This window comes from Microbulbifer thermotolerans, assembly GCF_001617625.1.
GTDB lineage: Bacteria > Pseudomonadota > Gammaproteobacteria > Pseudomonadales > Cellvibrionaceae > Microbulbifer > Microbulbifer thermotolerans.
Genome location: NZ_CP014864.1, coordinates 314,462 through 335,311 on the forward strand (window position 1 = coordinate 314,462; position 20,850 = coordinate 335,311).

Genomic DNA, 20,850 nt, shown 5'->3' on the forward strand with positions numbered 1-20,850 from the left:
ATTAAAACCCCTTATCCACGATATCTGGAACTACATCCCAGTTGCATTTTGTTACAAACGGTTGTCCATCGACTTCTATAACGTGAAGTTCATCGCTAATGTCGCAGGTTACAATTAGAGGTTTACCTCTTGCTTCAGAATTTTCTTCTTTTTTACGCTTAACTCCATCCCATATGGTATGGTCTTCACCATTTACCGTAACTACGATAAGCTGGCCAACCACAAATTCTTGTGGAAGTAGACTCATTACACTACGCTCGAATAGCGCAGGCATTTCAAAATAGCCTTCTTCGTTAGTTGTAGTTTTATCAGTCTTTTTTTTCTGGTATGAGGTTGTCCTTGTTACCGTGGCGTTTGAAACTGGTTGTCCGTCTTTTAGAATTACCCCGGAAATATTCGAAAAGGTGCATACCTTCCCTGTATCGAATATTGACATGGCAGAAATCTCCGTGCTTAGAAATAAAAGAATAGAAAATAATAGTCTTGTATAAAAATTGGATGTCACGTTTATACTAATTTTGATGCTGGAAAGCATAGGTAAAAAATTGAGTTTCTTAAGAAGAGCGCAGAGAGCTATGCTTCTTGTATGTCGCTGAGATGGATTTGCGGGGTCGTTAACAATTTTTTTAGCCAAGATCATCCCCCAATAAGCACAGTAGGACAACCGACCACTATCTTTCCACCATGCACCGTGGAATCCCCCATCCGTGCCGCTGGTTTTCCCTGGATTATTACCGTGGTGCTGCCCATGGCGATGGTGTCCGGTGGGCCGACACAGGTACAGGTACTGCCGGCGGTTGCCGAGGGCAGTCCTCCGATAATGACGGTGGGGCCTCCGGGGCTTACTACGGGGCCGCCGACGTGGGGAACCGTGCCTGTCACCATGGGGCAAACATGCATGTCCGTGATACGGGAAGCGGGTTTTCCCATCTTTTATTCCTCGATTCTGCCGTTGCCGCCACGGGCCAGATCCAGCCCTTGATTCATGTAGCGGATAAAGCGCTTGCTGGGGTCCACCGGATCGGAAAGCACCGCTGCCAGGGTTACGCTACCGGCCACAGCGTGTGCGTATAGGTGATCGGGTGGTTCTATTACTGGTTCACCTTCGTCTGCCAGACTGCCGTGACACCAGCTGGCTGCGGTGGCGGCCCAGCTGGCCGGTGTTTTGTGTTTGGTCTTTTCTCCTAAGGTTTTGCATCTCAGACGGGCTTCTTCACTGGGCTTCATCGCCCAGCTTTCGGCGGCCAGTAATGCCTTTACATTGTCTTCGTCTGTTTGCGGATTTTGGACATCACGGGCTGCCAGACAGGCCCACCAGACGGCTTCGCGTTTCGGCAGTCCATGTGCCAAGAGTTTGATCGCGTCCGGGTAGAGGCCCGCGTCCATCAGGCGCAAAATGCTCACTTCAGGGGCTGTATCCGGTACCAGGTGTTCTTCGGCTTCCTCGCTAACATCGAAGTTTTTAAGGAGTTCGGCGGCAGTTAATGCCTGAACTTTCACCAGGTCTGTCATCAGTCGATTTACTCCATCAATTGATCATGGTCACGCCGCCTTTCAGCTTCAGTATGCCACCGCCTTTCACTTCGGCGGTGGCGTCCCCTTTGAGCGACAGGGTGGTGCCCTTGATGGTGATACCGGCGGGGGTCAGTTTGATACTGCTACCGCCCACTTTTAGTTCTATAGATGTCTTGGAGGTGATCTGTATCGCACCCATTACATCTGTTGTCTGTTGACCCCGACTGACCTTAAGGGTGTGATTACCGGCCCCTAAAGTGATTTTCTGATCACCCTTATCGATGTTGACGGTTTGATTTCCTTTGGCGATGGTGACCGTTTCGTTGCCATCGGTAACAGTGATGCTGCGGTCCTGCTTGATCTCCAGGGTTTGTTTGTTTTCGATTTTGCCGGTTTGGTCGTTGTGGATCACAAAATTGTGATCCCGGCCGGCTTCCATATAGATTTCTTCCTTGCCACCTTTGTCGTCGAAGCGTAATTCGTTGAACTTACTGCCTTCATACTCGGTTTTCCAACCGCTTTGAGTGGCGGTGTAATTGGGGCCGGGGTTGTCACCGTTGTAGACGGCACCGGTGATTAATGGTCGGTCCGGGTCGCCGTTGATATAGGTTACCACCACTTCCTGGCCGACGCGGGGAACAAAATTGGCCCCCCAATTTTTGCCAGCAAATGACTGGACAACCCTCACCCAGCAGCTGTTTTGGGCCGAATTCCACGGGAATTTGACTTTGAGCTGAGTGTAGGGGTCTTGGGAGCTATCAGAGGCCGTGGCTTTGACCTCTAAAACCTGTGCTACCTGTGGTGAGTGGATTTTGTATGTCCGGACGATCGGATCAGGCCGCGGCATGACTGTTGCGGGTACACAGCTGAATGAGTTTTTGAAGAAAGTCTGTTCGCTGTTACTGTCCGTGGCATGTATTTTTACGGATGTAAGTAAGTACTTACCTTTTTCTGTGCTCAGTGTGTGATCGAAGTTGAACCGGCCTCCGGCGCTCAGGGCAGGGCAGTCACTGGTGCCATAGGCGACATCGAACTGTGCTTCGTGGGCTTCCATGGCCCTCTCTGCCAGAGCTTTGTGATAGCTGTCTTTAAACTTTCGCTTGTGCTCACCATCCGCTTCAAAGTGGTTCAGGCCGTACAGGCTGCGCAAATAGTTCGAAACGTCGTTGAGTTTGCTGGTGGTGTTGACCTGCTGGCGATTGTCTTTTGTCGCTGTAAATTCGTTGTAATCTTTTAGCTCGAAACCGCCGCCGTGGTAATTAAAGACTCGCTCCCAGCTACTAATGGTGTGCATGGTGGGATGGCTTCCGCCGCCGTCGTACTCTATCTTGTTTGATTCGCAGTCATAGAAATCCTGCGGATCGTCACAGAGTACGAGCTCGTGTTGCCCGTTGCTGTGTTTGAAGTAGTAGACAATCCCTTCTTCAGCCATCAGTCGGCTGACAAAGTCAAAGTCACTCTCATCAAACTGTACGCAGTACTCGCGAGTTATATATTCCGCATTGAGTTTGGTGGAAAGCTTGATGACTTTACTGTATTCACCCAGCACTTCTTCCAGAATTTGCTTGGCAGATTTTTTCTCGAATACGCGGTTTTTTCCACCGAGTGTGGTGAACCAGAGGCCGGGGCGCAAGACAGCGGTATAGCTGCGCATCCCCTCAGCGTTGACATCATGCCTGGAGAAGTGCGTCACATAACCATTGATATATCGCGGTGTCTTGGAGTAATTGACAGTGGCTGTCATTAGCTTACCGACGACATCGCTCTGATTAATGGCGTGGTTGTCTGAAATTAGCTTGAGTGTGTAGCTAAACGGCGCAGAGATGTGCTCCTCGCCGTCAATCACTGTGGCAATCAGCGTGTCCTTGCCGAGTGGGCAGTCGACGTTGATCATCCGATTGTCTTGGTTGAGAGTGGACATACTCTGCCCCTGGTCCTGAAACGTTGTTACGTTTGTAGTTTGTGCTCGGATCTTGAGATCTAGTCTGCCAATACTCCCGGAGTAACAAAGCTTTTTGTCGTGCCGGTAGTATTTATACCGGTCAGAAGGGGTGGAATATGGTGATCATTATTAAAAACCACTCTCGTGATTCCATTGCCCACGATTACCTCATCAAGGCGCAGCGTTTAATGAGGCGGCGCTGCTGTCAAGATAAGACAGAAGAATCCGCTGTACGGAGTTCATTTATCCTGGAGCAGCCGGTGAGCCCCCATAAAGTCTGACCGTCACGGTTCCAGCCTCGCTTGGCAACTATGCCTCTGCATTTTCTCCGGGGTGAAGAAACAGCGAGGGGCCGCAGCCCCGCAACCCTCGGCTGCAGGCCTCGGCCCCTGTAGCGAGAACCGAAAGGCTGCTTACAGCGGGGTAGCGGTGGCCAGGTCGTAGCCCACACGCATGTTTTTCGGGTTCTTGTTGGTTTTGTCTGCGTGAGCCAGGTCTGCCTCGATTTTGGAGAAGCTCAGGGAGATGGACTCCTGCGGAGCACCACCTGCAGAGGCGCTGATGCTGTAAGAGGAGATGATGGCATCTTCCAGCTTGTAAACAGCGTATTTCTCTACAGCGTTGGCACCGGTCTGTACCACGTGGAATTCCACCGGAACACCTTCGTCACCGGTAACGGAAGCTTTGAACAGGCCGCCGGAGGCCGCATCAATACGCTTGGTTACGGTGATTTCGCTGATGCTCGGACGGGAGGCTTCGCGGTTGGCCATAGCCCCGGCTTCCATGCTGATGCCGCGGCCGACGCCAAAGTTGAAGCTGTCTACCTCGATCCAGTCTTCGTAACCCTTAGCGGTCACATTGCCTTTCGTCGATTTGTTGTTGAAGTTCATGTAAATAGCCATGAGTAATCCCTCTTGGTGTGGTCTGAGATAAGGGTGGTGCATCCTTTACCACCGCGGAATCGCAGCAGTTCAGGGTTGGCCGCAAAGGCAGCTGGGGAGATTTAAGCAAAGCTTTTTGCAAAAAAAAACAGTGTTTTAGAAAATTTAAATTGACTCTGGCACGAATTTTTAAGGTGGTGTAGAACAAAATTTGATCGACAGATGATCTGGGCAGAAAATCCACTCTGGCACGATTTTTTTAAGCGGCAAAGTTGCTTACTTGGTTTCTTGTAGCGAGATAAAAAAATCAAAACTATTCAAATATATGGTTAGGCTACTCGGATGCGATTTTTTTGTTGAAATAAAATTGCATAATGCCGTTTGTGTGTTCTGCCCCTTGTAATTTCGTGTAATTTTGCTCGCAATTGGGACTAAATCACGTTTTTTGTGTGCGCTGTGCACGGCTGTTTTTTGTCGATAAATTTATTGGCAGGAATTGCGCTAGTCGTCATTGTTGCATTAAGGCGGCTTGGGTATACTCCGCGCCTGCTACGTTGCGCAGACTTTCTGTTGTGTCGCATGAAGTGTACGGAGCCGCTTTTACTGGCTGGCAGTAAAAAGCCTGTATGAGAAGCCCGGGATATGGCTTGGATATTTCAAACCCGCCACAGTATTCATGCGAATAGATCTTGATCAGAGGGTGAGCTTTCCCCGTGAAAGCGGCTTGTCAGTTTGGGGTGGGTCAGACTTTGTGGGTGACATCCGATATGAAAAGTCTGCTGATGGTCCATCTCATCGGCGAGCTGTTTCGCTCTGAGGCGAAGTGCATATTGCGCCATGGGTGTGGGTGAACCATAAGCTTTTGCCGCGTAAATTGGGCTCAGATACCCCGGTGTTCGGGGCGGCACTGGGAGGTGCCAAAATAAATCTTCCACGGAGGCGGATTTGAACGACAAGACACGCATCGTCAGGAAAGGCAGCCACTCGGAAATCAAACCGACCGAGGGGCCGCTGGATGATGGCGATACAACGGTTTTTGTTGCCAACGACAATACCGGCGCGAATGACCATCCGCCGGTGGGTGGCAATCCCGGCCTCATTCCCACCGCCGCTGCCGGTTTCACAGCCGATGCTACAGTATTCCAAGGCGGAACGGCTGCACCGGAGGAGGGCGATGCCACGCGTATCCTCGCTTCCCCCCCGCCGCGTGAGGCTGTATTTTTCGAGTCCCCCTCTTCCGGCGCCGTCACCAAAACGGTGATTAAAGGTCGCTTCGAGCTCGATAAACTGCTTGGCGCGGGCGGCATGGGAGCGGTATACAAAGCGCTTGACCGCCGCAAACTGGAGGCCAATGACAGCGAGCCATACGTGGCGATCAAGCTGTTGAATGACGATTTCCGTCAGCACCCGGATGCCTTTATCTCCCTGCAGCGTGAGGCGCGCAAATCCCAGACCCTGGCACACCCGAATATCGTAACAGTCTACGATTTTGACCGGGACGGCGACCGCGTCTTCATGACGATGGAATTTCTCGAAGGGGCGCCGCTCGACAAACTGCTGCGGGAACACGCGGATGTCGGACTGGAGTATGAGAAGGCCTGCTCTGTACTGTATGACATTTCCCAGGCGCTCATTTATGCGCATTCCCACGGTATTGTGCACTCGGACTTCAAGCCGGGAAATATCTTTGTAACCAATAAAAAGGGTGCCAAAGTTTTTGACTTCGGCATTGCTCGCGCTGTTACTGAAGGCAGTATGGCGAGCAATGTCGGTGAGCGTACCTTATTCGACGCCGGCACCCTGGGGGCTTTGACCCCTGCCTATGCCAGTCTGGAAATGCTAAAAGGCGCCGAGCCGGCGCCCAGCGATGATGTCTATGCCCTCGGCTGCGTTGCTTATGAGTTATTTGCCGGCCGTCATCCCTTCGGAAAACTACCTGCGGATAAAGCTTGGGAAAAGAAATTAAAACCCAAGCGTATTAAGAGCTTGAGCCGCAAACAGTGGCGTGCTCTCGAATCCGCTTTGGAATTAAAGCGGGAAGAGCGAACCCCCACCGTTGAAAAATTCGTTCACGGTTTTTTTGTCAACAACACCTGGAAATGGCTTTTGGGCGCCGCTTTTGCCAGTCTGCTTGTTGGGGGCGCTGTCGGCTATAACCATTTGGAGCGGGAGAATGCGGCAGAGCAGCAGCGGGTCAAGATCGAGCTGGAGAAAAAGCTGGAGCAGGAACTGTTGCAGCGCCGTATCGCCGATAAGCGCGAAGCGATCGATCGTCTTATCAGCTTGAGCATTCTAACCCCCGACTGGGAGGATGACCTGCGAGTTGAACTGCAGGAATACGCGGAGCTCAATCCGTCGGATGAGGAGTACCTGGATTCATCTCGAGAGCGGGTTTACGAGATCTTTGTGGCGGCTGCCACAGGCCAGCTAAACCTCGGTAACCTGGACCAGGCTGATGCCATGCTGTCCAGCGCCGCGAGCTGGTACGAAGAGTCCACCGAGGCTGCGGAAATTCGGTCACGGCTGGATCGGGAGCGAGAAGAGCTGCGTGCTCGCCTCGAGGCTGAACGCTTGGCAGCCGAGCGCGAGGCAGAGCGTTTGCGCCAAGAGGAATTGCGCCGCCAGCGCCTTGCCGCTGCGCGGGAGAAACAGCAAAAAATCGATGCTGTACTGGATGAGATGGAACTGGCTCTGCGGTGCGGTTTTAACATGCAAGTCTCTGCCGTATCTGCGCAGCTCAACCGGCTCGCCCAGCTGGACGCCGTTAAAGCGCAAAAAATACGTCCTGTATTGGCGGAGGAATTTAGCAATTGCTTCTCTAGCCTCGCGGTGCGGGATCCGCTGCGTACCGAACCTCTGTTGAATGAGGCCCGGATACTGCTCCCCAAGCAGTCAAATTTACAGGAGTTCAAGCTCGATTTTTGTGCACACCTGCGCCCCGGAAGTGGCGGACGCGGCAATCGCTACACCTGTGCGGACCGGCTGGCCGACGGCACGGATGCTCCGCGGATGGTTGTCGTTACGGGTAGTGCTGGCAAGCCCCTGGCCATCGGCAAATATGAAATTAGTAACCGAGAATTCGGCAAGTATTGCGCGGCTTCCGCGCAATGTGAACCGGATGCGCTGGGAGCCGCGAATCTGCCGGTTAACAACATCAGTATTGCGCAGGCCCAGGCTTATATTGACTGGCTGAGTGCGCAAACCGGCAATGAATACCGCCTGCCCACGGAGCGAGAATGGTTTGCCGCCGCCAATGCCAACGGCATGGGTGAAGTCGCTGACCGCAACTGTCACCTGAAATATCGGGGCGTTGAGAAGGGGGCGGAACTGGTTGCGACTCGGGCCGGAAGCCCCAATGGCTTCGGCCTCATCAACGCGGTGGGTAATGTGCAGGAGTGGGCCTATACCAGCGAGGGCCAACTGATGGCCGTCGGTGGCAGCCGACGGGACCCGATGAGCCGCTGCCTGGCTACCACCAAGCGCCAGCACACCGGTGAGGCCGACGAACTGACCGGATTCCGCATCGTAAGGGACCTAGACAGGCCCTGAAAAATCTTTTTGAAACATAAATAACACCCTTCTCGCCGCGAGAGGGTTCAGTCTGTACGGGATACAGGGATTGTTAGGGGGTGATATGCTCGTGCGTTTAAAGAATCAGCTGGCGTTTGCTGGAGTCAGCTTGTTGTTGCCAGCCTTTGTTTGTGCTCAGGAGGGGGAGTCCGGCTTTCGCAGTCGCGTTCGTGCTGCCTTCGATCAAAATGCCCCCACAATCGCCGAGCCGGATGTCACCAGGGATTTCCTGCAACGCACGCAGGAGCGGGAAGATCCAAACCTCAATACGGATATCCCGGAAATTGCCCGGCGCAATCACGGGCCGCGTATCACTGTTAAGAAATTCCGTTTCCACCGCCTGGAAGAGTATCCCGAGTTCGGTATCACTCGCGAAGTAGTGGAACAGCTCGCCGAAGAGCTCCGGGTCAAATTCATGAAAGAAGACCAGATCCTCGCCGGTGGTTACACCAAGGAGAATCTGGAAGAGCTGGCGCTGTTGCTCGATAGTATGAATGCACAGTATGCGCCGGAAGAGCTGGGCGCTGCCCAGTTGCGCAAACTGGTCAGCATCATCGAAAAGCAGAATGCCGAGCGCGGTCTCAGCTATGGAGACCTGGAGGAGATCGCTGCTGAGCTCACTCGGTTCTATCGTCGACAGGGGCTTTTCCTGGCCCAGGTACAGATTCCCGCGCAGGAAGTGGAAAACGGTGTAGTTACCCTGACGGTACAGGAAGGCCTGTTGGGACAGGTGGCTGCCGAGGGTAACAGGAAGTATTCACTGGAACAGCTCGCGATACCATTCGAGGACCAGCGCGGCAAGCTGGTGGATCACAAGAGCATCGAAGAGGGGCTCTATCTGCTCAACGACCTGCCCAGTTTAAATGTCACCGGTTATTTCAGCCCCGGTGACAACCCGGGCGAAACCAAGCTGAACCTTAAAGTGCGGGACGAAAACCCCTGGCGGGCGGTGACGCGGCTGGACAATCACGGCTCCGCGTTCACCGGCGACCAGCGCTCTTTCACCTCCGTCGACTGGCTCAACCCGCTGGGTATCGGCGACGCCCTGACTATTGGATACCTCAAGTCCACTAATGCGGACAACCTGGACTCGGACTTTGGCTCCGACCTGGCCCAGTTCCGCTACAGTCTGCCGTTGTTCGGCCCGCGCACCCGCCTGCAATTTTCCGCCGACTACAACGAGTTTTCCCTGCAGGATCTGAAAGATCCGAACAATGTGGTCAACCTGTTGAACATTGAGGGTGTCAACGAGAGCTATGCGCTGAGTGTCGATCACAAGTTTCGCCGCTCCCGCGACTTCAACCTCACGGGTTCCTTCAGCCTCACGAACAAAAAATCAGATCTCAACGCCATCATCGAACTCCCGGAGCCAGGTGACCATGTATATGGCGGTGAAGTGGGCTTTTATGTCGACAGCCTCTCCAACGGCACTGTGCCCATGCTGAATATATTGAATGCAAAAATTCAGTATGGCGAACACCAGAAAGAAGTCGATCCCGAGCGGGGCAATGACTTCACCAAATTCGCCCTGGAAACCAGCTCGTTGTTCTTTGTACCTCTACCGTTTACCGACACCCAGTCACGGCTGATTCTGAAAAGCCGCTGGCAGTACAGCGACAGCAGCCTGCCCGCCTTCGAGCAGTTCTCTCTGGGCGGTGCCAGCGGAGTCCGCGCCTTTGACGTGCGCGACTTTTCCGCCGACCGCGCAGGCCTGCTGTCCGCCGAGTGGTACTTCGACTTTCCCGACGCACTTAACCCGCGTATTTTCGACTACCGCTTGAGCGATATCTTACAGGTGGCACTGATCGCCGATGGCGGCTACGGTGTTGTCAACAACTACGAACAAGACATCCATGACGACTGGGCCGGCTTATCTGGGGCCGGACTGTTGTTCAAACTGAGCTGGGAGGAGTCCTTCGCCAGCCAGATATCCGTGGCCTGGCCCACAATGTCCAAGTCATCTGTTGAGGGAACGGGAGACGACGCGGACGATCCCGCTATCTATGCGGATTTCTCTTTCTTCTTTGACTGATCTGAATTTTCCGACTGCAGACTCGAAGCAGGAATCGCTTCGCAAGGTACCGGCATGAACACTAAAAAAATGACGCTCGAACTGAAAAAACTCACTTCGGCTATCAAGGTGTGCCACCTGGCCTGGGCAGGACTGATCGCCGGCCAGATTGTCAGTCCATCTGCGCAGGCCGCACCGGAAGGCGGTACAGTGGTTGGTGGAGAGGGCTCCATTAGTACCAGTGACCTCACCACGATTGTCGACCAGAAAACAGACCTTCTGGCAATAGACTGGGATTCTTTCAATCTGACGGAAGAAGAAATCATCCAGTTTCTGCAGCCCGACTCCTCGTCGGTCGTGCTGAACCGCATACTCGACGAAAACCCCAGTGATATTCGCGGCAGTATCGAGGCCAACGGCCACGTTATCCTCGCCAACCCCCGCGGCGTACTCTTTACTGAAACCGCCACCGTTAACGTCGGTGCTATTACCGCCGCCGGATTGGATATTAACCCGCAGGAATTTATGGACGGCAACTTCGCCTTTGAGGGCGAAGACGGCAGTGCCGGTGTGGTGGTCAACCGCGGTCTCATCAATGCCGCCAGCGCCGTGCTGGTAGGCAAACAAGTGACCAATGCCGCGAGTGGCTTGATCAGCGCTGAAATGGTGAGCCTCGCCGCAGCAGATGAAGCTGTACTCACCTTCGATGCGGACGGCCTGATCGGGGTGAAAGTCACCAAAGAGGTGATGGAAAACCAGATGGGCCTGGACAGTGCTGTCTTAAATGAAGGCGCTATTGAAGGCACTACGGTGCTTATGGAAGCCAGCGTTTCCGGCGACCTCTTTACCGCCGCGGTCAACAACGAAGGTACGGTACAAGCGCGCGGAATCGACACCAGTGGCGGCAAGATCCGCCTGTTCGGCTCGGGTTCCGGTGTTGTTAACAGCGGAGCCCTGGATGCATCGGGCACACAGGGCGGCGAAGTTATTATCGAGGGGGACAGCGCCACGCACAGTGGTCAGATTGCTGTAATCGGAAATGCGGGAGAGGGAGGCTCAGTCCAGGTACTGGGCGACGAGGTTACCGTCAGCGGCGACATCGATGCCCGCGGTACTGCCAGTGGCGGCGAGGTGCTGATCGGTGGTGACTACCGGGGTGAGAACGACGAAGTTCGCAATGCAACAACCACCGTTGTCACCGCCGAAGCCGAGATCAATGCCAGCGGAATCGATAACGGCGATGGCGGCAAGGTCATCGTCTGGGCCGACGACACCACTCAGTTTGGCGGCACCATCCGCGCCGAGTCTGGCGAACTCGGGGGCGACGGCGGATTTGTCGAAACATCCGGCAAAGTCAATCTGCACCTGGATGGAGACACTATGTTTGTGTCTACCCTGAGTCTTGCTGGTGGGGAGACTGGGGAGTGGTTGTTGGATCCGGAGTGGTTAGATATCACTGATGGTGACTGCAGTGCCGAAAACAATTGTATTTCAGCAAGCGACTTAGGCGATGCTCTTTCCAGTACCAATGTCATCATAACGACCACCGCTGACGGTGCTAGTAGCGATTTTGACCTAGGTCTAGGAGACGATAACAACGATTATTCTTATGGTATTTCCGTTTCAGGTGATGTGAGTTGGAACTCCGGTACTACTCTGGAATTACAGTCCCATAAGAATGTATGGATCAGCGCAAGTGGTCAGATTAGCACAATTAATGGCTCTGGCGCTTCGGTCGGCGATCTTATAATACGGGCTGATGACGGCTATTTCAAAAACGAGGGTACGGTAAACGTTTCCAGCTTCACACTGGATTTGGCGGGAGCGTTTGAAAACAGTGGAGCTATTACTGTCAATGAACTGAATTTGACGTTGGGTATTGCTGGAGATGATACAAACAATACCCTGGGAAGTTTAACTGTTAATGGATCTGGCACCATTACAGGTGGAAGTGGGCAAGATAAATTTACGCTGACCTCCGAAAGTGAAGAGCTGATTTTCGAGAAGATTTTCGATCCCGACAATCCGGGTTCCGTGGTCGGATATCAAGTCTCGTTAATAGGTGCAGACGGCAATATTACATTCAAAAATATTGAAGAAGTGGACACCGGCCTGGGTGAAGATAGTGTTACCGGTGCCGATGGCTTCGACTGGTTTCTAGAAGAAGGTGTTGATAACCAAGCCGAAAACAACGGAATTACCTTCACCAATGTCGAGCAAATCACTGCGGTTAATGCCGGGCTGACGGCTACTGACGCCAATGAAACTTTCGTTGTCAATGACAGTGGTAATGTTGTTGTCTACGACATGACCTTCACTGGCCTGACGGCTGTGGATGGTAACGGCGGCACTGACGCACTGGATGCCAGTGCTTATGAAGACGGTGTGGCGCTCACCAATAACGATAACGAATTGAGCGCAGGCGGCACCATCTTCAGCAATATCAGCAGCGCAGTGGCCACTAAACTCACTGGCACCGGTAATGCAGACCAGTTCGATATCACCAGTGACAACAGCCTCGATGTCGCGGGCATCAGCTTCAGCGGCTTGACGGAGGTGGACTCCGGCTCGGGTGAGGACAGTGTGATCGGAGACGATGGTGCGGACTGGACACTAACCCAAACAAATAACAAGGCCGAGAGTAGCGGCATTACCTTCAGCAACATAGAGTCGGTCAGCACGGTGAACGCCGGACTCATCGGAACCACAGCGGACGAAATTTTCGTGCTCAATGCCGATAGCAGTATCGACAGCTACGGCATAACCTTCAGTGGCTTAACCGCAGTCAACGGCGTAGGTGGCAGCAACGTACTGGATGCCAGCGCGATCGCGGCCGGTGGGGAACTCACGGGAAGTGACAACGAGCTGATCGCAGGCGGTATCACCTTCAGTAATATCCACAGTGCTGAGGCCAGCGCGCTGACCGCCACCAGTGGCGCAGACCATTTCGATATCACTGGCGCCAACAGCCTCGATGTCGCGGGCATCAGCTTCAGCGGCTTGACGGCGGTGGACTCCCGCTCGGGTGCAGACAGTGTGACCGGAGCCGATGGCGCGGACTGGGTACTAACCGGCACGGATAACAAGGCCGAGAGCAGTGATATCACCTTCAGCAACATAGAGTCGGTCAGCGCAGTTAATGCCGAACTCACCGGAACCATTGAGAACGAAACTTTCGTTCTCAATGCCGATAGCAGTATCGACATCTACGGCATAACCTTCAGCGGCTTAACCGCAGTCAACGGCGCAGGTGGCAGTAACGTACTGGATGCCAGCGTGATCGCGGCCGGTGGGGAACTCACAGGAAGTAACAACGAGCTGGCCGTATCCGGAATCACTTTCAGCGATATCCACAGCGCAGAGGTCACTGCACTGACAGGCAGTAGTGGAAGTGATCACTTTGAGGTAACCGGCGTTAATGCGCTAAAAGCCAATGGCATAGCAGTGAATGGAATCAGTACGTTGGATGCCATGGGCGGCGAAGATAGTGTTATCGGCGCTGATGGCATCGACTGGATACTGACGGGTACGAATAACCAAGCTGAAAACAATGGATTTACCTTCACCAATGTCGAGCAAATCACTGCGGTTAATGCCGGGCTGGCGGCGACTAGCGGTGATGAAACTTTCGTTCTCAATGCCGATACGAGTGTCGGCAGCTACGGCATGACCTTTACAGGTCTGACAGCTGTGTATGGTAACGGCGGCACTGACGCACTGGATGCCAGTGGTTATGCGGCAGACGTGGCGCTCACCGATACCGACAACGAGCTGAACGCAGGCAGCATTACCTTCAGTAATATCCACAGCGCTGAGGCCAGCGCGCTGACCGCCACCGGTGGCGCAGACCATTTCGATATCACCGGCGCCAACAGCCTCGATGTCGCGGGCATCAGCTTCAGCGGCTTGACGGAGGTGGACTCCGGCTCGGGTGAGGACAGTGTGATCGGAGACGATGGTGCGGACTGGACACTAACCCAAACAAATAACAAGGCCGAGAGTAGCGGCATTACCTTCAGCAACATAGAGTCGGTCAGCACGCTTAATGCCGAACTCATCGGAACCACAGCGGACGAAATTTTCGTGCTCAATGCCGATAGCAGTATCGACAGCTACGGCATAACCTTCAGTGGCTTAACCGCAGTCAACGGCGCAGGTGGCAGCAACGTACTGGATGCCAGCGCGATCGCGGCCGGTGGGGAACTCACAGGAAGTAACAACGAGTTGGCCGTATCCGGAATCACTTTCAGCGATATCCACAGCGCAGAGGTCACTGCACTGACAGGCAGTAGTGGAAGTGATCACTTTGAGGTAACCGGCGTTAATGCGCTAAAAGCCAATGGCATAGCAGTGAGTGGAATCAGTACGTTGGATGCCATGGGTGGCACCGATAGTGTTATCGGTGCAGATGGTATCGACTGGCTGCTGACAGGCATAAATAATCGGGCTGAAAACAGTGGTATTACCTTCAGCAATGTTGAGTCAATTACTGCGCTTAACGCCGGACTCACAGGAACCACTGCGGACGAAACCTTTACGCTCAATAGCGATGGCACCGTCGACAGCTACGGTATGACCTTCACAGGTCTGACAGCTGTGTATGGTAACGGTGGTACTGACGCACTGGATGCCAGTGCTTATGAAGACGGCGTGGCGCTTACCGGTGAGAAAAAAGAGCTGGTCGCCAACGGAACTACCTTCAGTAATATCCACAGCGCGGTGACGACAGCACTGGGCGGCAGTAGTGGAGATGATTTCTTTGATATCACCGGTGACAACAGCCTCGAAGCTGCGGAAATCAGTTTCAGCGGCGTTACCAAGGTCGCAGCTGGAGAGGGGAACGACAGTCTCAAAGCGATAGAAACCGTCACTCTGACTGGTGCACAAAATACGGCAACCACCAGTGGTATTACTTTTACTGAGTTGGATGCAGCGAGTGGCGGAAGCCTCGAAGCCTCTAACCAGGATGACACTTTTATTGTCACTGGTGTTGAGGCGCTGACCGCCAACGGTATTGCCTTTAGCGGCATTAGCAGTTTGGATGCCATGGACGGCACCGATAGAGTTATCGGTGCAGATGGTATCGACTGGCTACTGACTGGCATAAATAAGCAGGCCGAAAACAGCGGCATTACCTTCAGCAATGTCGAGTTAATCACCGCGCTTAACGCCGGACTGACGGCTACCAGTGGTGATGAGACTTTCGCTGTCAATGGCAGTGGTCATGTCGCTATCTACGACATGACCTTTATAGGTCTGACAGCTGTGGACGGTAACGGCGGCACTGACGCACTGGATGCCGGTGCCTATGGAGAGGGGGTAGTCCTTACCGGTGGTGATAAAGAACTGATCGCCAACGGAATCACCTTCACCAATATTCACAGCGCAGAGGCGACTGCGCTGGCTGGTAGCAGTGAGGATGACCTGTTTACCATCACCGGTGTTGAGGCGCTGACCGCCAACGGTATTGCCTTTAGCGGCATTAGCAGCTTGGATGCCATGGGTGGCACCGATAGTGTTATCGGTGAAGATGGTATCGACTGGCTACTGACAGGCATAAATAAACAGGCCGAAAACAGCGGCATCACCTTCAGCAATGTCGAGTTAATCACCGCGCTTAACGCCGGACTCACCGGAACCGCTGCGGACGAAACCTTCACACTCAATAGCGATGGCAGTGTCGACAGCTACGGCATCACTTTCAGTGGATTGAACACCGTGGATGGCGTAGGTGGTGGTGATACCTTGGATGCCAGCGCGATTGCGGCAGGTGTAGCGCTCACCGGTACCGACAACCAGTTGAGTGCAGGCGGTATCACCTTCAGCAATATCCGCAGCGCTGAGGCCAGCGCGCTGACCGCTACCAGTGGCGGAGACCAGTTCGATATCACCGGCGCCAACAGCATCGACGTTGCGGGCATCAGCTTCAGCGGCTTGACGGAGGTGGACTCCGGCTCGGGTGAAGACAGTGTGACCGGAGCCGATGGCGCTGACTGGATACTGACAGGTACAAATAATCAGGCCGAGAGCAGCGGCATTACCTTCACTAGCATCGAGTTAATCCGTGCAGTTAACGCCGGGCTCAATGCGACCACTGCGAACGAAACTTTCGTCCTCAATGCCGATGGCAGTGTTGACAGCTACGGCATGACTTTCAGTGACTTAACTGCAGTTCATGGCGTGGGTGGCATCGACTCGTTGGATGCCAGCGCTTATGTGGCCGGTGGGGAACTCACGGGAAGTGACAATGAACTGGTCGCCGCTGGAATCGCTTTCAGCAATATCCACAGCGCCGTAGCTACTGCGCTGGCTGGTAGCAACGAAGACGACCAGTTCACCATCACTGGCACCAATGCGCTGACTGCCAACGGAATTGCTTTCAATGACATTACACAACTGGATGCTATGGGCGGCAGCGATAGTGTTACCGGCGCCAATGGCATTGACTGGCTGCTGACAGGCGCGGAAAACCAGGCTGAAAACAGCGGCATTATTTTCAGCAACGTTGAGTCAATCACTGCGCTTAACGCCGGACTCACAGGAACCACTGCGGACGAAACCTTTACGCTCAATAGCGATGGCACCGTCGACAGCTACGACATGACCTTTACAGGTTTGGCTGCCGTGGATGGTAACGGTGGCACTGACGCACTGGATGCCAGTGCTTATGCATCGGGCATAGAGCTCACTGGTACAGACAACCTGCTGAGCGCAAATGGAATTAACTTCAGCAATATCCACAGTGCAGTGGCCACCGCGCTGACCGCTACCAGCGACGCTGACCACTTTGATATCACCGGAGCCAATAGCCTCGAAGTCGCGGGGATCAGCTTCAGCGGCTTGACGGAGGTGGACTCCGGCTCGGGTGAAGACAGTGTGACCGGAGCCAATGGGGCTGCCTGGAAACTGACAGGTACAAATAATCAGGCTGAGAGCAGCGGTATCACCTTCAGCAACATAGAGTCGGTCAGCACGCTTAATGCCGAACTCACCGGAACCACTGCGAACGAAACTTTTGTTCTCAATGCCGATAGCAGTATCGACAGCTACGGTATGACCTTCAGCGGCTTAACCGCAGTCAACGGCGCAGGTGGCAGCAACGTACTGGATGCCAGCGCGATCGCGGCCGGTGGGGAACTCACAGGAAGTAACAACGAGTTGGCCGTATCCGGAATCACTTTCAGCGATATCCACAGCGCAGAGGTCACTGCACTGACAGGCAGTAGTGGAAGTGATCACTTTGAGGTAACCGGCGTTAATGCGCTAAAAGCCAATGGCATAGCAGTGAGTGGAATCAGTACGTTGGATGCCATGGGTGGCACCGATAGTGTTATCGGTGCAGATGGTATCGACTGGCTGCTGACAGGCACAAATAATCGGGCTGAAAACAGTGGTATTACCTTCAGCAACGTTGAGTCAATCACTGCGCTTAACGCCGGACTCACAGGAACCACTGCGGACGAAACCTTTACGCTCAATAGCGATGGCAGTATCGACAGCTACGGTATGACTTTCACAGGTCTGACCGCTGTGGATGGTATTGGCGGTACTGACGCACTGGATGCCAGCGCTTATGCAGACGGTGTGGCACTCGCTGATGGCGACAATCAACTGGTCGCCAGTGGAATCACCTTTAGCAATATCTTCAGCGCAGAGGCCACTGCATTAAGGGGTAGCAGCGGCAATGACCAGTTTATGGTAACTGGAAGCAATGCGCTGACCGCCAACGGCATTGCCTTCAGTGACATTACCAGTTTGGATGCCATGGGCGGCAACGATAGTGTCACCGGCGCCGACGGTGCCGACTGGTTGCTGACCGGCTTGGATAACCAGGCAGAAAACAATGGCATTACCTTCAGCAATATTGAATTAATTACTGCCGTTAACGCCGGCCTCACAGCGACCAGTGCTGACGAATCCTTCACACTCAATAGCGATGGCAGTATCGACAGCTACGGCATGACCTTTATTGGTCTGACTGCTGTGGACGGTGTCGACGGCGATGACTCACTGGACGCCAGTGCTTATGCATCAGGCGTAGCGCTCACTGGAACAGATCATCAGCTAAGTGCAAATGGAATTAACTTCAGCAATATCCACAGCGCACAGGCCTCAGATCTGACCGGCACCAGTGGCGCAGACCAGTTCGATATCACCGGTACCAACAGCCTCGACGTTGCGGGCATCAGTTTCAGCGGCTTGAGTAGTGTGGATGCCGGAAGCGGGACTGACGAGCTTGCGGCTGATGGCTCGGTGACCCTGAGCGGTTCCCTGTCCGTAACCGCCAGCGCTATCGACTTTGCCAATATCGAAACAGTGACCAATACCGGCGCACTGACCGGCACCGACAGCGATGATACCTTTTCCATGGTCGCTGCTAATCAGTTGGACAGCTATGGCATACGTTTTGAGGGCGTAAATTCCGTAGCGGCTGCAGCGGGTAGTGACCATCTGGTGGGACTGGATAGCGAATCCTGGCAGCTGAGTGGCAGCGACAATGCATTGCGTCAGCTGGGTATCGATTTTACCGGGCTGGAGAGCACCAGCGGTGGCAACGGGATATTGCTCGGGTCTGGAGCCGGTGACCAGTTTGAGATTACGGCGGACAACCAAGTGGCGGCCAATAGCATCCGCTTTGCCGATATCACTCATGTGGATGCCGCAGGGGGGGTGGATCAGGTGACTTCCCCCGATAGCGCAACCTGGATATTGGGCGCCGCGAATGGCAGTGCTGCAGCTGCCGGAATCGACTTCCTGAATATTGAAAGAGTTGCCGGAAATGATGTGGTCGTGGACGCGGCCACCAACAATGCCAGTGACAACATTGTCTTGAGTGGCACCGGTAAGGCCCTCCGTGTTCGAGGCATTGACTTCTCCTCGGTAAGCACACTATCCGCCGGTGACGATAGTGGAGATTCGGTAACCAGTAATGCCAGCGAATGGCTGTTGGCTGGTACTGACGGAGCCCTTTCGGTCAACGGTGTCGAATTGTCCGGTATCGACCGGGTAATCACCTCCAATGCACTCCTGCGCGGCACGGACAGCGGCGAAACCTTCGCTCTGTCCGGTGAAAATGCGTTGGAAGTCGCCGCCATGGCTTTCGAGGGCATTTCCCAGGTAATCGCCGGTGGCGGCAGTGATTTGCTGCAGGGCACCGCGGATGCGGATCATTTCGAACTGGCAGACAACGGCGATATCAGCGCAGCCGCTATCAACTTCAGCGGTATTGAAACCGTGGCCGCGGGGGAGGGCGAAGATACCGTTGGCGCCGGTGGGGCCAACTGGACTTCGGTACTCAGTGGCGATGCCCTGGTTGAAGGCAGTGCCCGGGCCACGGTAAACAGCATAACGGTGCTGTTCGAAAACCTGGAGCAGGTGAATAACGCTGACGCCTACACCGGCCAGGATATCGACAGCGAATACACCTTCAGCAGCCTGGATACGGTGACTGTTGCCGGGGTGACTTTCGCCGGTTTGTCCAGCTTTACCGCTGGCAGCGGGGTTGATGTGCTGCGCGGAGCTGATATCGACGCGCAGTGGTCCTTGGATGACGAACAGGGAAGCATCACCAGCGGCGCTCAGTCGATGCTGTTTAGTGGTGTGGAGTCCATAGTGGCTGGCAGTGGCGCGGACCAGTTTACGCTCACCGGTGGTGTCTTAGAGGCGCTCGATACCGGTGCCGGCAATGACAGTGTACAACTTGCGGGAACACGTCTGCAGGCACTGTATCTCGGAGAGGGTAACGACTACTTGCAGGTGGATGCCGACAGCAGCCAGAATCTCCAGCTCAGTGGCGGCAGTGGCGACGACGAGTTCCAGCTCAATGTGGCCGAAAAAACCTGGCAGATCAACGGCGCCAATACCCGGGTAGGTAACTTCCAGCTCTCCGGCTTCGAGTGGCTGGATAACAATACCAATAGCTTGGCGCTGGAAACCGATCAGAATTTTACTTTTGTCAATGGCGGTGACAGCTCCGCTAACTTTAACCGCAACGGTGCCGGTATTCTGTTTGCCGACAGCGGTCTGCGCCTGGGGTACGATGGCAGTGGGGATATCAGCATTATCAGCACGGGAATCGACACCATCACTGGCGATCTGAAGGCGAACAGGGCGGCGCTGGTGGTTGCCGGCAACGTGGATATTGAAACCGACGTCAATGTCCTCGATATTCACTCCTCCGTTGGCGATATTGATATTTCCGTGCTGGCGGAAAAAGATCTTGTGATCGACGAGATCAATGCCGGTCGTGGCAATATCGTCATAAACAGCAAAAGTTTCGGAAGTCTTACCGCTGAAACCTACGGAGATACCCATCTGACCGCTGGCAAAGTGCGGTTGGGGGACGAATTGCAGCAGTGGACAGTAATTGGTAGTGCCGTTAACCCGCTGCGGATGGATGTCTCCGAGTCGGTGGATATTGTCGCTATCAGCTACTTTGAGCCGGACTTTATCCGCCAGATTCCCGCCTTTAGCGCGACTGGTGACGAGCTGCAATCCGTGGCTGGCGCCCAGACTGCGCAAGGGCTTAAGTCCGCCGTTCAGAATGCGGTGGAAGACTTCGCCCAGGTGGACCCGGGGATCTTTACGGAGGTCTACCCTTACAGTACCGGTGTGGATGCGGTAAATACCCCGGAAATGCGCCTGAAAGGTGATCAGCTTCTGCCTGTTGTGGGTCATCCGGAAGAAGATGAAGAGGACGGCCCATTAAACCGGGCCGCCGAACTTGGCAGTATCAGCTCGGGGTCCAGGAAAGGCCCATATACAGGGGTGGGGACTGTTGGTGCGGGAAGGTAAGTAGTAAGTGCAAAATCTTAATCGTTAAAACAGCCCGCTACTTATTTAGCGCGGAATAAAAAAGGCCGGCATTAAGCCGGCCTTTTTGTTGTTGCTTCGTTTGAAATTAATAGTTTTCAGCAGTCTTATCAGCTATC

General features: G+C 54.1%; 8 protein-coding genes. 3 read left to right on the forward strand and 5 right to left on the reverse strand.

Annotated features, from left to right (window positions below; translation table 11 throughout):
• Nucleotide 1: 1 nt before the first annotated feature.
• The 5 genes from A3224_RS01320 to A3224_RS01335 all read right to left on the reverse strand — a co-directional run bounded on the left by A3224_RS01320 (nucleotide 2) and on the right by A3224_RS01335 (nucleotide 4,359).
• Complete coding sequence (locus A3224_RS01320; RefSeq protein ID WP_067150456.1) at nucleotides 2–436, reverse strand: DUF6795 domain-containing protein; 435 nt, start codon at nucleotides 434–436, stop codon at nucleotides 2–4.
• A 200-nt stretch (nucleotides 437–636) separates the two neighbouring features.
• A complete protein-coding gene (locus A3224_RS16405; protein ID WP_074902247.1) occupies nucleotides 637–930 on the reverse strand; it encodes a PAAR domain-containing protein in 294 nt (97 codons plus the stop codon).
• Between the two features lie 3 nt (nucleotides 931–933).
• Entirely contained in the window at nucleotides 934–1,512 is a 579-nt protein-coding gene (locus A3224_RS01325) for a DUF6931 family protein (protein WP_067150459.1), read from the reverse strand.
• A gap of 16 nt (nucleotides 1,513–1,528) precedes the next feature.
• Entirely contained in the window at nucleotides 1,529–3,436 is a 1,908-nt protein-coding gene (locus A3224_RS01330) for a type VI secretion system Vgr family protein (protein ID WP_067150462.1), read from the reverse strand.
• Between the two features lie 434 nt (nucleotides 3,437–3,870).
• The gene (locus A3224_RS01335; RefSeq protein ID WP_067150465.1) at nucleotides 3,871–4,359 is read right to left on the reverse strand and encodes an Hcp family type VI secretion system effector; all 489 of its coding nucleotides are present in this window, start codon (nucleotides 4,357–4,359) and stop codon (nucleotides 3,871–3,873) included.
• Between the two features lie 924 nt (nucleotides 4,360–5,283).
• Here A3224_RS01335 and A3224_RS01340 point away from each other — a divergent pair.
• The 3 genes from A3224_RS01340 (at nucleotide 5,284) to A3224_RS01350 (ending at nucleotide 20,713) form a co-directional block, all read left to right on the forward strand.
• Entirely contained in the window at nucleotides 5,284–7,887 is a 2,604-nt protein-coding gene (locus A3224_RS01340; RefSeq protein WP_067150468.1) for a bifunctional serine/threonine-protein kinase/formylglycine-generating enzyme family protein, read from the forward strand.
• A gap of 85 nt (nucleotides 7,888–7,972) precedes the next feature.
• On the forward strand, nucleotides 7,973–9,940 hold the full coding sequence (locus A3224_RS01345; protein ID WP_067150471.1) for a ShlB/FhaC/HecB family hemolysin secretion/activation protein: 1,968 nt from the start codon (nucleotides 7,973–7,975) through the stop codon (nucleotides 9,938–9,940).
• A gap of 54 nt (nucleotides 9,941–9,994) precedes the next feature.
• A complete protein-coding gene (locus A3224_RS01350) occupies nucleotides 9,995–20,713 on the forward strand; it encodes a filamentous hemagglutinin N-terminal domain-containing protein (protein ID WP_067150474.1) in 10,719 nt (3,572 codons plus the stop codon).
• Nucleotides 20,714–20,850: the final 137 nt, after the last annotated feature.

Coding starts and splice junctions, on each gene's coding strand:
- A3224_RS01325 (WP_067150459.1), bottom strand. CDS start 1,512: ATGACAGACCTGGTGAAAGTTCAGGCATTAACTGCCGCCGAACTCCTT.
- A3224_RS01350 (WP_067150474.1), top strand. CDS start 9,995: ATGAACACTAAAAAAATGACGCTCGAACTGAAAAAACTCACTTCGGCT.
- A3224_RS01335 (WP_067150465.1), bottom strand. CDS start 4,359: ATGGCTATTTACATGAACTTCAACAACAAATCGACGAAAGGCAATGTG.
- A3224_RS01330 (WP_067150462.1), bottom strand. CDS start 3,436: ATGTCCACTCTCAACCAAGACAATCGGATGATCAACGTCGACTGCCCA.
- A3224_RS01345 (WP_067150471.1), top strand. CDS start 7,973: ATGCTCGTGCGTTTAAAGAATCAGCTGGCGTTTGCTGGAGTCAGCTTG.
- A3224_RS16405 (WP_074902247.1), bottom strand. CDS start 930: ATGGGAAAACCCGCTTCCCGTATCACGGACATGCATGTTTGCCCCATG.
- A3224_RS01320 (WP_067150456.1), bottom strand. CDS start 436: ATGTCAATATTCGATACAGGGAAGGTATGCACCTTTTCGAATATTTCC.